A 14340-nucleotide genomic window follows, 5' to 3' on the forward strand; every position below is an offset into this window, starting at 1 on the left:
CTGGGCAGAGATTGTCGAAATAGGATCCAAGTTAAGCGTCCGTGATCTTTTTGATGCTTCCTCCGTCTCCATATGAATGAAGAAAAATCTACATAGGAAGAGGAAATATGTTGACGCTGGGAAGGGAGAGGCCCTAAATCCTTCCAAACTGAAGATCGTTCAAAATTTATGACAAAATTAACAAAAATTTTGTCGAAATTTGCAGGAATTTAAAGATTGCCTGCCGAATACCTGATAGTACAAATGGAGTTGTTTTCATGGCAGAGCGTATTGCCGAAGAAAAGATTAATCAAATTCGTCAGGCTGTTGATATTGTCGAAGTAATCAGCGATTATGTTCAACTGAAAAAACAGGGGCGAAATTACTTCGGATTATGTCCATTCCATGGAGAAAGTACCCCATCATTTTCAGTATCAATTGATAAACAAATTTTCCATTGTTTTGGCTGTGGCGCTGGCGGTAATGTTTTTTCTTTTTTAATGGAACTTGAAGGGATTTCATTTCAGGAAGCTGCCATTAAACTAGCTTCGAAGGTAAATATCGACCTTGAAATTAATTTATCTGGGGGACAAGGCGAGAAAAAGGTTTCTCAAGAGCACCAAGCTTTTTTAGGGGCTCATGAGCTGTTACAGAAATTTTACCATCACTTGCTTGTAAATACAAAAGAAGGCGGGCAGGCTTTAGAGTATCTGCTGAGCAGGGGATTTACTCGCGAATCGATTGATAAGTTTCAAATTGGGTATTCCCTAAATTCATGGGATTTTGTTTATAAATTTCTATCTAAAAGAGATTTCCCACCTGAATGGATGGAGAAAGCCGGATTAATTATCAAACGTGAAAGGGATGGGACTTATTTCGATCGATTTAGGGATCGAATAATGTTTCCGATTTTTGACCGAAATGGTAATACGATTGCTTTTTCAGGCAGATCACTTGGGGCCGAAGAGCCCAAATATCTAAATAGTCCTGAAACGCCAATCTTTAATAAAAGTAAAATTTTATATAATTATCATAATGCGAAGCCAAGTTTAAAAAAATTGCAATATGCTGTTTTATTTGAGGGATTTGCCGATGTAATTTCCGCAGATCGCTCGGGTGTGGAAAATGGCATTGCCACAATGGGGACATCCTTGACAGATGAACATATAGCCCTTTTAAGGCAAAGTGTCCAATCCGTAACCATCTGTTACGATTCAGATAAGGCAGGAATTGAAGCTGCTTTTCGAGCGGGGAACCATCTTAACAATGCTGGCTTTCAAATAAAGGTAGCGATGATGCCAGACGGCATGGACCCCGATGAATACATTAAAAAGAACGGTCCTGAGAAATTCCGAAATGAGGTTATCGCAGCCGGCTTAACATGGATGGCGTTTAAATTTCTTTACTTTCGCAGAGGTAAAAATCTTCAGCTAGAAGGAGATAGGCTTGCATATATCGAAGTGATAATTAAAGAAATCAGCAATTTGAATAAAGCGGTTGAAAGAGATCATTATTTGCGGCAACTTGCAGCAGAATTTTCACTCTCATTAGATGCATTGAAACAGCAGCAAAAGCAAATTTTCTTCGCTGATAAAAGAAAAACAACCGGAAAAAACCAACCTGTTGATAAACCTATTTTAATTCCTAAGAAAGTAAGTGAACTCAAGCCAGCGCATTACACAGCAGAAAGGCGATTAATCGCACACATGCTAAAAGATCGAGATGTTGCTTATAAAGTTCAGGATTTATTACAAGGAAACACGTTTAATATTGATGAACATCAGGCAATAATAACCTATCTGTTAGGATTTTATGAGGATCATTTCCAACCTGATTCAAGTGCATTTTTATCCTATATTCATGATGACAATCTTAGAAGAATGGTTGCTAATATTGAAATGATGTCCATAAATGACGAATTAAGCAATCAAGAATTAACTGATTATATCAAACAGGTGTTGAATTATCAAAAATTGTTAAAGATAAAAGAAAAAGAAGTGGAACAAAAAGAAGCAGAGCGACAAAGTGATCTTGGTAAAGCTGCTGCAATTGCAATGGAAATTATTCAATTGCGTAAATCTCTATAGATTCCATTTTACTGTCTTTGATTCTGGAAGGAGGGGGACATATGGCTGCTGAAAAATCAGCCCGTTCAAAAGAAGTTGAGAATGAATTCACTTTTGAACAAGTGAAAGACCAGTTAACGGTACTGGGTAAAAAAACCGGCGTCCTTGCCTATGATGATATTGCTGAGAAATTGGCTAATTTTGAACTAGATTCACACCAAATGGACGAATTTTACGAGTTCCTCGGTGATCAAGGTATTGAATTAGTTGGTGAAAGTGAGGAAGATCCAAATCCTAAGCAATTAGCTAAAGGTGATGATGATGAATTTGATCTAAATGATCTTAGCGTCCCTCCAGGGGTTAAGATTAATGATCCAGTTCGTATGTACTTAAAAGAAATCGGCCGTGTTGATTTGCTTTCTGCTGAAGAGGAAATTAAGCTGGCTAACCGAATTGAAGCAGGAGACGAAGAAGCAAAACGACGTCTAGCTGAAGCAAACCTCCGTCTTGTAGTAAGTATTGCAAAACGCTACGTCGGTCGTGGAATGCTCTTTCTTGATCTTATTCAGGAAGGTAATATGGGTCTAATCAAAGCTGTTGAGAAGTTTGATTATCGAAAAGGCTTTAAATTTAGTACCTATGCAACTTGGTGGATTCGTCAAGCCATTACACGCGCGATTGCAGACCAAGCAAGGACCATTCGGATACCTGTGCATATGGTTGAAACCATTAATAAATTAATTCGTGTTCAGCGTCAATTACTTCAGGATCTTGGCCGTGAACCAACACCAGAAGAAATTGGTGAAGATATGGATCTAACACCTGATAAGGTTAGGGAAATTTTGAAAATTGCCCAAGAGCCTGTATCACTGGAAACACCTATTGGTGAAGAAGATGATTCCCACCTTGGTGATTTTATTGAAGACCAGGATGCAACCTCACCTTCAGAGCATGCTGCCTATGAATTATTAAAAGAGCAACTTGAAGATGTCTTAGATACTTTAACAGACAGGGAAGAAAATGTCCTTCGCCTGCGTTTTGGACTAGATGATGGACGTACTCGTACACTCGAAGAGGTAGGAAAGGTCTTCGGTGTTACCCGTGAGCGTATCCGTCAAATTGAAGCAAAGGCATTGCGGAAATTACGCCATCCTAGTCGCAGCAAACGATTAAAAGATTTCTTAGAATAAAATATTTCTAATGAATAGTCTACTTCATAACTGAAGTAGGCTTTTTTCTTATGCATCAATTAATGAATACACAGATGAAACACTTAAGTAAATGTAAGCACTTTCTCTATTTGAATCCATTTTACTGAATTGTCTCTCATTTTGCAAATAGACTTAAGAAAATTCATGGTCCGCTTTTTATTCTTTTATTTTAGGAGATGGGCTTGAATTTATCAAATACAACCGAACGTTTGTTAGAAGATGCCTGAGTACCTGTTAAGAACCTTTTAGGTAAGCTTAGAGAGGCCTTAAACAGTTTTTAATTATGGTCGATGGCCGGACAACGTATAGGGATTGCTGCAATGGCCGTAGGGATTGCTCAGGGAGCCTATGATTAATAAAATAAATTAGCAAATTTATAAACAGGCTAAACTAGATATTTTCACTAATTTGGCTTGTTATCTTTTTTTTATTAAGATTATAGTGATAAAATAAGTTTAGGGCTTTTCCTTCTGTTCATTTTCAAGTAAAATAGTAGTTGTTTGTAGACTTTATTCAATATTTAACAGACGTTCGTACATAAGGGAGGTTATATCATGAAGCGAAATCCGGTTATTCCTTTCGTTCTCATCATGGCATTTGGAATTGTGTTAATTCTAATTTTGTCTTTCAAAGGCCTTGGTGATATGAAAGAAGTTGCTAAGGAAAATGGGGAAGGCAATGAGAAAACAGAGGTTGCCGCATCAAAGCCAGAAGACATTTACAAGCAATCTTGTATTGGCTGTCATGGCGATCAGTATCAAGGGGTAGTAGGACCTACATTAAAAGGTGTGGGCAGCAAGTATTCTAAGGAAGAACTTATGACCATTGTTACAAAAGGTAAGGGTACAGTCATGCCAGCAGGTCTTGTTAAACCAGAACAGGCTGCTGCAATGGCAGATTGGTTAGCAAACATTAAATAACTAGAAAAGGTCCTTTGCATCTGTAAAGGACTTTTTTTATACTAGGCGTTGTTGAATATACAAGGACATTTTTCCTTAAATTAATAATCGAAACACTTTGATGCCTTTTTCGGGATTTTTATTTTGAATTAGCCGAATTGGAGAGACTTTGATGCTTTTTTCGGGACATTGTGTCTCCAATAGCTCCTATTGGAGACACTTTGATGCTTTTTTCGGGATTTTTGTCTTCAATAGCCCTGGTTGGAGACACTTTGATGCTTTTTTCGGGACATTTTGTCTCCAATAGCCCGGATTGGAGAGACTTTGATGCTTTTTTCGGGACATTTTGTCTCCAATAGCCCTGGTTGGAGAGACTTTGATGCTTTTTTCGGGACATTTTGTCTCCAATAGCCCGGATTGGAGAGACTTTGATGCTTTTTTCGGGACATTTTGTCTCCAATAGCCCGGATTGGAGAGACTTTGATGCTTTTTTCGGGACATTTTGTCTCCAATAGCCCGGATTGGAGACACTTTGATGTTTTTTCGGGACATTTTGTCTCCAATAGCCCTGATTAGAGACAATTTGATGCTTTTTTCGTGATTTTTGTCTTCAATAAGCCCGATTGGAGACTCTTTATCATTTTTTTCGGATTACTGTCTTCAATAACCTATGAAGAATATAATTTGGTGGAAACCAATAATAAAATTTAACAAGCCTTATATTAAGTAAATTACATATAAAAAGTGGTGGTATGATTGAATACAGATAAATTGTCAGCAAGATTGGCTTCGGTTTCTAACTATGTTCCAAAAGGAGCGAGGCTCGCAGATATTGGCTCAGACCATGCTTATTTACCTTGCTACTTAGCAAAAAATGAAGGATTACCATTTGCCATTGCTGGTGAGGTTGCTAAGGGACCCTTCCAGTTGGCTGAGAGGAATGTATTAGCTGAAGGGTTAGCGGGGGTTATTTCCGTGCGATTAGGTGATGGTCTGGAAGTTATTCAACCGGGTGAAGTGGATTGTATTACAATTGCTGGAATGGGGGGTGCCCTAATTGCAAACATTCTAGAAAATGGTAAAGATAAGCTGACTTCTGTCAAGCGCCTGGTGTTACAACCAAATATTAGCGCGATTTCTATCAGAAAATGGTTTATTGAAAATAACTGGGAACTAATTGACGAAGAAATACTCGAGGAAGATGGGAAAATATACGAGATTTTAATAGGTGAAAAGGGCGATCCGAATAAGCCTTATAAAAAAAATCTTGATATGGGGCTTTTAGTTGGTCCATTCCTTCTACAAAAACAAGATAAAACCTTTAAGAAAAAATGGACAGCAGAAATAAACAATTGGCAGCGTATTTATGAAGCACTTGAGGGTGCCAGCCAATCTCCTGAAACGAATGAAAAAAAACAAGAGATGATCGCCAAAATTAAGCTGGTAGAGGAGGCTTTAAAGAATGAAAATTCCTAACGGTCACGAAGTCATTCAACTATTTGAACAGTTTTCCCCGAAAGGGTTAGCGATGGAAGGGGATAAGATTGGCTTACAAATAGGACGCTTAAATAAAAAAGTTGAGCGAATAATGATTGCCCTTGATGTACTGGAAAATGTAATCGATGAGGCAATTGAAAAAAATGTTCAGCTCATTATTGCCCACCATCCGATTATTTATCGCCCTCTTAAGAATTTGCTAACTGACACGGTTCAAGGGAAAATGATCGAAAAAATATTAAAACATGATATTGCCGTTTACGCAGCCCATACGAACCTTGATGTCGCAAAAGGCGGGGTAAATGACCTGCTTGCAACTGCTTTAGAGTTGGAAGATGCAGAGGTACTCGTGCCGACTTTTGATACAAAGCTAAAGAAATTAGTTGTTTTTGTTCCAGTAAGCCATGCAGAAGTTATTAGAAAAGTCCTTGGAAATGAAGGCGCAGGATTTATTGGAAACTACAGCCATTGTTCATTTTCCGCAAATGGGACGGGAAGATTTGTATCTGGTGAAAACACCAATCCTTTTGTTGGTGAGGCAGGCAGGTTAGAGGAAGTGGAGGAAGTAAGAATCGAGACCATTGTTCCTGAACCACTTCTAAAGAAAACGATAACTGCTATGATCAAAGCACATCCATATGAAGAGGTTGCCTATGATGTCTACCCGCTGGAGAACAAAGGTGAAGTACTCGGTCTTGGCCGAATCGGGAAAGTCCGTGAAATGACATTAGGAGAATTTGCGGAAAAAGTGAAATTAGCACTTGAAGTTTCAACTGTCCGTGTGGTTGGCGATTTAAGCACTAAAATCAAAAAGGCAGCTGTTTTAGGCGGGGATGGAAATAAATACTTCATGAATGCCAAGTTTCAAGGGGCAGATGTGTATGTTACAGGGGATATTTATTATCACACGGCCCATGATGCAGCAATGCAGGGCTTGAATATGATTGATCCAGGCCATAATGTGGAAAAGGTGATGAAAAAAGGCCTGACTGCAACATTACAAAAGATGTGTCAAGAAACGGGTTATACCGTGGAGATTTTTCCTTCTGAAGTAAATACAGATCCATTCCAATTTGTATAATAGCAAAGAACCGGTCCACAGACTCGGTTCTTTTTATTTACTGCGCTTCAGTTTTTTTTACCTTTGGTAATATTCTGCTTAATTGGACCTTTTTTCGTCGTTCCCATGTAGCTTCATTATTTGGGTTAAATTGTTCAAGGAATGTGATTACTTCCTTTGTTATCGGTGTTGGAGTAGAGGCTCCGGATGTTACCGCGACATTTTTGGCATCCTTAATCCACTCAATTTCTAACTCAGTTATATCAGCAATGCGATACGCTTTTGTTCCAGCAATTTCCTCAGAGACCTGTGCAAGGCGATTGGAATTATTACTTTTTGGATCACCAACTACAATCGTCACATCAGCTTCTGTTGCTTGTTCTGCAACTGCTTCTTGGCGAATTTGCGTTGCATGGCAAATTTCATTAAAGACTTCCACTTTTGGATATTTTTCCTGAACTTTTTTCATTGTATCAGCCACATCCCATTGACTCATCGTTGTTTGATTTGTGACAAGTAACTTGTCACAGTCAATCATTAATGCTTCTACATCATTTGGAGTTTCAACCAGATGGACCATATCAGGGGCCACACCAACTGCACCCTCCGGTTCTGGATGTCCTTTTTTTCCAATATAAATTACTTGGTAGCCTTCTTTTGTTTTTTCTTCAATCAAATCATGGGTTCTCGTTACATCAGGACATGTCGCATCTATCGTTACTAGCCCTTTCTGTTTTGCGAGTTCTCTAACTTCTGGCGATATTCCATGAGCAGTAAAGATAACAGTACCTGTTTCCACTTTATCGAGAATATCTTTACGGTTTTTTCCGTCTAGGGTAATAATCCCTTCTTCTTCGAAAGCATCTGTAACATGTTTATTATGAACAATCATCCCTAAAATGTAGATTGGGCGTGGTAATGTTTTATCTAAAGCAGCGTTTCGTGCAATGACCATGGCATCGACGACACCATAGCAGTAACCGCGTGGTGAAATTTTGATAATTTGCATATAAAAAGTCCTCCTAAAAAAGACAGTGTTTAATAGTTTTACGTGTTTATTATATAAAACTAATAGAAATAATACAAAGATACAATTTTCCTTAGCTTTTTTAGGAAGAAAAGAAAGAATGCCGTCTCCAGCATTCTTCATTTATATATACATTTTCGGAACAGAACTTCCTTTTTGATATGGACCTTTCTTTGAAGGTATTTGCTGTTGCTTATTTTTACGTTGCCCTTTTTTATTGGACGTACTATTTACAGGCTCTTCATGATTTGATGATTCATCGACGGCGGCATCAGTTGATTGGTTATTTTCTACTGTTGCTTCATCCGTAGATTTTGAAGCATTTTTGAATCCTTTATAAATTTTCCACATTGCAGGAAGATTTTTTATCATTGGGCTATATTGTTGGATCATCGGTCCAATCGACTGGGCTGTCTTTAGCACCTGCTGCGTATTGTTCAACATGCTAGTTAGTCCGCCAGGGTTACTTAAAGATTGGAGCAGTCCTCCGCCCCCTGATGCTGCTTTTCCTGCTCCTTGCATTCCCATAAAGCCGCCAGCTTGGCTTCTTCCTCCGAGAATTTTCGAAAGTAATCCCCCTCCGCCTTTGTTCATAGGATTAGACCTTCCCATCATTTGCCCCATCATGGGGTTATTTCTTCCTCCAAACGGATTGGAAGGGGCTCCCATCATTGGATTCCTGCCGCCAAAAGGGTTAAAACCAGGGTTCATCATCTGATTATGTGGTCCAAAAGGTCCTGGCCCCATTCGCCCCTGCATAGGCATTCTTGGTCTTGGTTGCATCTCGTTGCCTCCTTTCAATTGCCTCATGCTTTAAATTATGCATTTACCCTAATTTGGTTTAGGTATTATACACAGGACAAAGACCAAATTTAATTGTTTAAAAGTCAGTAAAAAGTAGAAAATGATATTAAAACGAAAGATAACTGGAGTTTTGATGAAATATTGACTATAATTGCATGATGGAATAGAAAGTGTTGCACTTGCTAAAGTAAGAAAACTACTCCAAAATCATGAGATTTTAACTATAAGGAGCAAATATATGAAAGAAAATCGTTTTGATCGTTTTACGTTTCAACCATTTATTATAGAAACAGTTAAGGAGTTCGGTTTTACTGAGCCGACTGAAATTCAGGAACGGATGATTCCTGTTGTTTTAAAGGGAGAGAGTGCTATTGGTCAGTCACAAACAGGGACGGGTAAAACGCTTGCCTATGTTCTTCCAATCCTCGAAAAAATTGACCCGTCACGACAGGAAGTTCAAGCTGTCATTACTGCACCTACAAGAGAGCTTGCCTCTCAAATTTATCACCAAATATTAAAAATAACGTCACATTGCAGCCCAGAGCAATCCATTATGACTAGATGCTATATTGGGGGGACGGATAAGCAGCGGTCGATTGAAAAATTAAAGGTTCAGCCACATATAGTTGTTGGAACTCCGGGTAGAATCAAGGACCTGATGAGTGAAAAAGCTTTATTTGTTCATACTGCGGGAATGCTTGTCGTGGATGAAGCTGATATGATGTTAGATATGGGATTTATTGAAGATTTGGATCGAGTAGCAGCTAAAATGCCAGAAAACTTGCAAATGCTCGTTTTTTCAGCAACGATCCCGGAAAAACTAAAACCCTTTCTTAAAAAATATATGGAAAATCCAAAAACTGTTCAGATAGAACCGAAAAGAAGAGCAGCAGAAAATTTAGAGCATTACCTTTTGCCGTCAAGACACCGGAGTAAAAAGCAGCTCGTTCATGATGCCCTTCTTGCCTACAATCCTTATCTAGCGATTGTATTTACGAATACAAAAAAAATGGCTGAAGAAGTGGCATACTTTTTAAATGAAAAAGGTTTAAAAGTTGGCCGAGTTCATGGTGATCTAAATCCTCGGGAACGGAAACAAATGATGAAGCAAATTCAGGATTTGGATTATCAATATATTGTCGCAACAGACCTTGCTTCTAGAGGAATTGATATAGAAGGGGTCAGCCATATCATCAACTATGAACTCCCATCAGACTTAGATTTTTATATCCATAGAGTCGGGAGAACAGCGCGTGCCGGAAATTCGGGCATTGCCCTCACAATTTATGAGTCATCGGATGAAGATGCGTTAAACCGGTTAGAAAAAATGGGGATTCAATTTAAGAATGTCGATCTTAAAAATAACGAATTTGTTACCGTCGATGAACGAAATAAAAGGAAGACACGTGTAAGGCAGGAGGATAAGGCCGATCAAAAAGCTAAATCGTTGGTTAAGAAGCCAAACAAAGTAAAACCGGGTTATAAAAAGAAAATGCAATGGGAAATGGATAAAATTAAAAAGCGTGAACGAAGGATTGAGCAAAGAAAAAAATAATCAAACCAGGGAGAAAAAGGTATGCTTAAATTAGGATCACATGTTTCGATGAGTGGGAAAGATATGCTGCTTGCCGCAAGTGAAGAAGCTGTTTCCTATGGTGCAAACACGTTTATGGTCTATACAGGGGCACCGCAAAATACAAGAAGAAAAAAAATCGAAGACCTCAATATTGAAGCAGGGCGGAGGCATATGGAACAGAACGGTATCTCCGAAATTGTCGTTCATGCTCCTTATATTATCAATATTGGAAATACAACCAATCCAGATACTTTTGAATTGGGTGTTAGATTTCTTCGAACAGAAATTGAAAGAACAGAGGCAATTGGAGCAAAGCAAATCGTCCTGCATCCTGGAGCACATGTAAGTGCTGGTACCGAGGCTGGTATTAAAAAAATTATCGAAGGATTAAATGAAGTACTGACTGGCAAAGAGCAAGTACAAATTGCCTTGGAAACGATGGCTGGAAAAGGCTCCGAGTGTGGAAAATCCTTCGAAGAAATAGCGATGATAATGGATGGAGTTAACTATAGTGATAAGTTATCCGTTTGCTTTGATACCTGCCATACTCATGATGCAGGCTATAATATTGTTGAGGATTTTGATGGTGTATTAAATGAGTTTGACAAAATCGTTGGCTTGAACAAATTGAAAGTACTGCATATTAATGATAGTAAAAATGCGGTCGGGATGCGAAAGGATAGACACGAAAATATCGGGTTTGGCCATATCGGTTTTAAGGCCCTAAATTATATTGTCCACCATCCACAGCTTACCGATGTTCCAAAGATTTTAGAAACTCCATATGTGGGTGAGGATAAGAATAATAAAAAAGCCCCATATAAATTTGAGATTCATATGCTTCGGGAACAAAAGTTCAATGAGAACTTGCTTGACCTTATCACGCAATCATAAAAAAGAGCTGTGCAAGTGCACAGCTTTTTACTTTTTAGTTAACTGTATAAATAATTTATTTACTTCTCGGGCCGTTGCTGGACCCGCAGTTTTAGCAATTTCTTTCACTAATTGAGCCCGCTGTGAATCATCAAATATATTCACATTTTTCCCTCTTAAGTATTCGGCAATTTTCACTGCCTGCTGCCTAGTAACTGATATATTAAATTGATCCGCATATTTTACCAGTTCTTCAGCTGTTATCGTGTTAATTTTATGATTAATGATGCTCTGAAAAATTGTCACCCTCACCACTCCTCACCTTAATGTATGAAGAAGTTCCAGGAGTGTGATTAGAGATTTTTGTGAATTAAATCGACGAATGCCGGAGTGGCAGACTTTACATTCAAGAATACCTATTGTATACTACTTTAGGTTAAATCGGAATGATTCTTATAATTAAAGGTGATGCGCTGACTATGCAATCAATTATAGAAGTAAAAAAACTTTCGTATCGTTATGAAAAAGATGTTGTTCTAGAGGACATTAACATTACTATTCCAAGTGGTTCTTTTTTAGCGATTGTCGGTCCTAATGGGTCCGGAAAATCAACACTATTGAAGTTGATATTAGGGTTATTAAAGCCGCAAAAAGGGGACATCTTTTTATTCGGTAAGGAAATTAATAAGTTTAAAGATTGGCAAAAAATTGGCTATGTTTCTCAAAAGGCTAATTCCTTCAACACAGGTTTTCCTGCTACTGTATTTGAAGTTGTCGAGAGTGGTCTAACCAAAAAGCTTGGGATGTTTAAGTTTTTTAAAAAAGAACATGCGCAAAAAGTAATCGAAGCCTTGGAGGCAGTCGGTATGGAAGGGTTTAGCAACAGAAATATTGGTGAGCTCTCTGGAGGCCAGCAACAAAGAGTTTTCATTGCACGAGCCCTCGTTAGTGAACCAAGTCTCCTCATTCTGGATGAACCTACGGTAGGCGTTGATGCCGAGAACGTTAATAATTTTTATCAAATGCTGGGTGATTTAAATAAAAGTCATGATATTACCCTTTTATTGGTTACTCATGATATTGGGACGATTTCGGATAAAGTCTCACATGTTGCGTGCTTGAATAAACATTTGCATTTTCATGGGGAAACAATGGAATTTGAACAGCTCCGGGCTGATGGTATTTCTAAAATTTATGGCCATGATGTTCACATGCTAGACCATCATCATGAGCACGGAGGCGTTGTAAAATGATTCAAGGAATTTTTCACTATGAATTTTTACAAAATGCTTTTTTAACGGGGCTTATGATCGGAATTATTGCCCCGTTACTAGGAGTGTTTGTTGTTGTAAGAAGACTATCGTTAATTGCGGATGCACTCAGTCATGTTACTCTTGCAGGCATAGCTGCGAGCCTGCTTCTTGAAAGAAATATTGCGATGATGGCAGGAGTAAATCCACTATACTTAGGAATGGTTTTTTCTGTTGGGGGATCACTGTTCATCGAAAAACTTAGAGGCGTTTATAAGCACTACCAAGAACTTGCGATTCCAATTATTCTCTCTAGTGGTATTGGCTTAGGGGTTATATTTATTTCGCTTGCCAATGGTTTTAATACTGATTTGTTTAGTTATTTATTTGGAAGTGTTTCGGCAGTTAGCAGAACCGATTTATGGGTCGTATTTATTATCGGTATCTTGGTAATTTTAGTGATTATTTTATTGTATAAAGAGCTTTTTTTATTATCCTTTGATGAAGAACACGCAAAAGCCTCAGGGATAGCTGCCAAAAGTATTCATTTTATTTTTATTGTCATGGTGGCCTTGGTAATTGCAGCTTCTATGAGAATTGTCGGAATTTTGTTGGTTTCATCTTTAATGACGTTACCTGTAGCTGCCAGTATAAGGCTAGCCAAAGGATTTAAGCAAACTATTTTTTTATCTGTCCTATTTGGTGAAGTGTCAGTACTTGGCGGCTTGTTTACTGCGTATTACTTAGATTTAGCTCCCGGTGGAACAATCGTGATGATTGCTGTTCTTATCTTAATTTTTTCTATTTTTTATAAAAAATTCTTAATTCGTAAGGGGGTGCCGTCAGGTGAACGTTAATGAGGCAATCCAATACTTAAAAGAAAAAGGGTTTAAACAAACTGGTAAAAGAGAAGATATGCTTCAATTGTTTGCTGACAGTGATAAATATTTAACGGCTAAGGACGTCTTGGATCAGCTTAAAGATGATTATCCAGGTCTGAGCTTTGATACTATCTATCGTAATCTTTCCTTGTTTGTGAATATGGGGATTCTTGAGATGACAGAATTATCAGGAGAGAAACATTTCCGTTTTACATGTTCAAGACATCACCATCATCATCATTTTATCTGTATGACCTGCGGAAAAACGAAAGAAATTGAAACTTGCCCAATGAACGACTTAAGTGAAAATTTAAAAGGATACGATATTTCAGGTCATAAGTTTGAGATTTACGGTCTTTGTCCTGAATGTCATTAAAAAACAGCTTGTCTGCATACAAGCTGTTTTTTTGTATCTAAAATTAAATGCTGGAACTAGCCATTTCCCTGTGGACCTGCTGCTGCTTTTCCCAGTTTTCTACCCAAATATAAGCTTCTTTCCAGTTGTTAACCCGGATGACACCTTTTGGAAGAGGATCCTGATTATATGGTGTATCAAATAATATGACAGGAATCTGACACTCTTCATGGATCATCACAGCATTATCGTGTTTATCCTCAAAAAAGATATCAACCGAATGCTTTTTCACTGTGGCTACTTTGTCATGTGATCCAATTAATTCAATGTGGTCAAAGGTTAAGCCTTTATCAAGGAACCATTGGATGGTTACATCGAGTAAATGGGAGCCGCGTGCACTAATGAAAAATAACTCATGCTCTTTTTCCCATTTATTTAATACTTTTCCCGCTCCATCTGCGAGAGGAGAGCCTTTATAAATCATGGGTTCATTTTCAGAAAACCATGTGGCGAACTCTTTTTCTGAAACATTTACGAATGGAGTTAATTCATATTGATTAACGTCCTCATACAAAATATTCAAGTCAAATGCTTTATTAATAAAAGGGATGATGGATTTGGGGCATGTAACCGTTCCATCAATATCGATTCCAAACCTTTTTCTCATTTTTGCTCTCACCTTCATATAGCTTTTAGGATTCTCCTTTTAGTTTACCAAAATTGAGTGGTCAACGGGGGAAAAGAAACAAAAAACTAATTTAGGCAAACATTAACATACTAAAAAACAGACAGAGGCAAACAATAATTAATGCTCCTATTACTGAAAGTGAGGGATTAGGATGGCAGATGAAAGAGACACGAA

General features: G+C 38.1%; 14 protein-coding genes and 1 pseudogene. 11 read left to right on the forward strand and 4 right to left on the reverse strand.

The genetic code is table 11. The annotated features are described in order from the left end of the window. The first annotated feature begins 257 nt into the window (after positions 1-257). The 6 genes and pseudogenes from dnaG (at position 258) to J7E66_RS06055 (ending at position 6733) form a co-directional block, all read left to right on the forward strand. The gene (gene dnaG, locus J7E66_RS06035; protein WP_214998482.1) at positions 258-2066 is read left to right on the forward strand and encodes a DNA primase; all 1809 of its coding nucleotides are present in this window, start codon (positions 258-260) and stop codon (positions 2064-2066) included. Between the two features lie 41 nt (positions 2067-2107). Then, positions 2108-3235, forward strand: a complete 1128-nt coding sequence (gene rpoD / locus J7E66_RS06040) for an RNA polymerase sigma factor RpoD (RefSeq protein WP_168245105.1) — start codon at positions 2108-2110, stop codon at positions 3233-3235. Positions 3236-3429: 194 nt separating this feature from the next. Continuing rightward, positions 3430-3609: pseudogene (locus J7E66_RS32775) on the forward strand (acyl-CoA dehydrogenase); the annotation flags it as partial. A gap of 201 nt (positions 3610-3810) precedes the next feature. Continuing rightward, a complete protein-coding gene (gene cccA / locus J7E66_RS06045) occupies positions 3811-4176 on the forward strand; it encodes a cytochrome c550 (protein ID WP_214998483.1) in 366 nt (121 codons plus the stop codon). 735 nt (positions 4177-4911) lie between these two features. Next, positions 4912-5631, forward strand: a complete 720-nt coding sequence (locus tag J7E66_RS06050) for a tRNA (adenine(22)-N(1))-methyltransferase (RefSeq protein ID WP_214998484.1) — start codon at positions 4912-4914, stop codon at positions 5629-5631. Continuing rightward, positions 5618-6733, forward strand: a complete 1116-nt coding sequence (locus tag J7E66_RS06055; RefSeq protein WP_214998485.1) for a Nif3-like dinuclear metal center hexameric protein — start codon at positions 5618-5620, stop codon at positions 6731-6733. The genes J7E66_RS06050 and J7E66_RS06055 overlap by 14 nt, the downstream gene beginning before the upstream one ends. Positions 6734-6770: 37 nt before the next feature. On the opposite strand, the gene J7E66_RS06060 is transcribed toward J7E66_RS06055, so the two are convergent. Continuing rightward, positions 6771-7721 carry a 4-hydroxy-3-methylbut-2-enyl diphosphate reductase gene (locus J7E66_RS06060; RefSeq protein ID WP_214998486.1) on the reverse strand — a complete coding sequence of 317 codons (951 nt, stop codon included), beginning with the start codon at positions 7719-7721 and terminating at the stop codon, positions 6771-6773. Positions 7722-7862: 141 nt separating this feature from the next. Further along, complete coding sequence (locus J7E66_RS06065; RefSeq protein WP_214998487.1) at positions 7863-8522, reverse strand: YqfQ family protein; 660 nt, start codon at positions 8520-8522, stop codon at positions 7863-7865. A 259-nt stretch (positions 8523-8781) separates the two neighbouring features. Between J7E66_RS06065 and J7E66_RS06070 the strand changes: the two genes are divergently transcribed. Continuing rightward, a complete protein-coding gene (locus J7E66_RS06070) occupies positions 8782-10098 on the forward strand; it encodes a DEAD/DEAH box helicase (protein WP_214998488.1) in 1317 nt (438 codons plus the stop codon). A gap of 21 nt (positions 10099-10119) precedes the next feature. Then, entirely contained in the window at positions 10120-11013 is an 894-nt protein-coding gene (locus J7E66_RS06075; protein ID WP_214998489.1) for a deoxyribonuclease IV, read from the forward strand. 27 nt (positions 11014-11040) lie between these two features. On the opposite strand, the gene J7E66_RS06080 is transcribed toward J7E66_RS06075, so the two are convergent. Beyond that, positions 11041-11298, reverse strand: a complete 258-nt coding sequence (locus tag J7E66_RS06080) for a DUF2624 domain-containing protein (protein WP_168245097.1) — start codon at positions 11296-11298, stop codon at positions 11041-11043. 173 nt (positions 11299-11471) lie between these two features. On the opposite strand from J7E66_RS06080, the gene J7E66_RS06085 reads away from it, so the two are divergent. The 3 genes from J7E66_RS06085 to zur are packed head-to-tail and all read left to right on the forward strand — an operon-like array spanning position 11472 to position 13499. Then, the gene (locus tag J7E66_RS06085) at positions 11472-12245 is read left to right on the forward strand and encodes a metal ABC transporter ATP-binding protein (protein ID WP_214998490.1); all 774 of its coding nucleotides are present in this window, start codon (positions 11472-11474) and stop codon (positions 12243-12245) included. After that, entirely contained in the window at positions 12242-13099 is an 858-nt protein-coding gene (locus tag J7E66_RS06090) for a metal ABC transporter permease (RefSeq protein WP_214998491.1), read from the forward strand. Before J7E66_RS06085 ends, J7E66_RS06090 begins: the two co-directional genes overlap by 4 nt. Continuing rightward, positions 13089-13499 (forward strand): zinc uptake transcriptional repressor Zur, encoded by a 411-nt coding sequence (zur, locus tag J7E66_RS06095; protein WP_088089001.1) that lies wholly within the window; start codon positions 13089-13091, stop codon positions 13497-13499. The genes J7E66_RS06090 and zur overlap by 11 nt, the downstream gene beginning before the upstream one ends. Before the next feature lie 43 nt (positions 13500-13542). Here zur and J7E66_RS06100 read toward each other — a convergent pair whose 3' ends face one another. Further along, positions 13543-14145 carry a 5' nucleotidase, NT5C type gene (locus J7E66_RS06100; RefSeq protein WP_214998492.1) on the reverse strand — a complete coding sequence of 201 codons (603 nt, stop codon included), beginning with the start codon at positions 14143-14145 and terminating at the stop codon, positions 13543-13545. Positions 14146-14340 lie beyond the last annotated feature (195 nt).

Source organism: Bacillus sp. ISL-7, assembly GCF_018613065.1.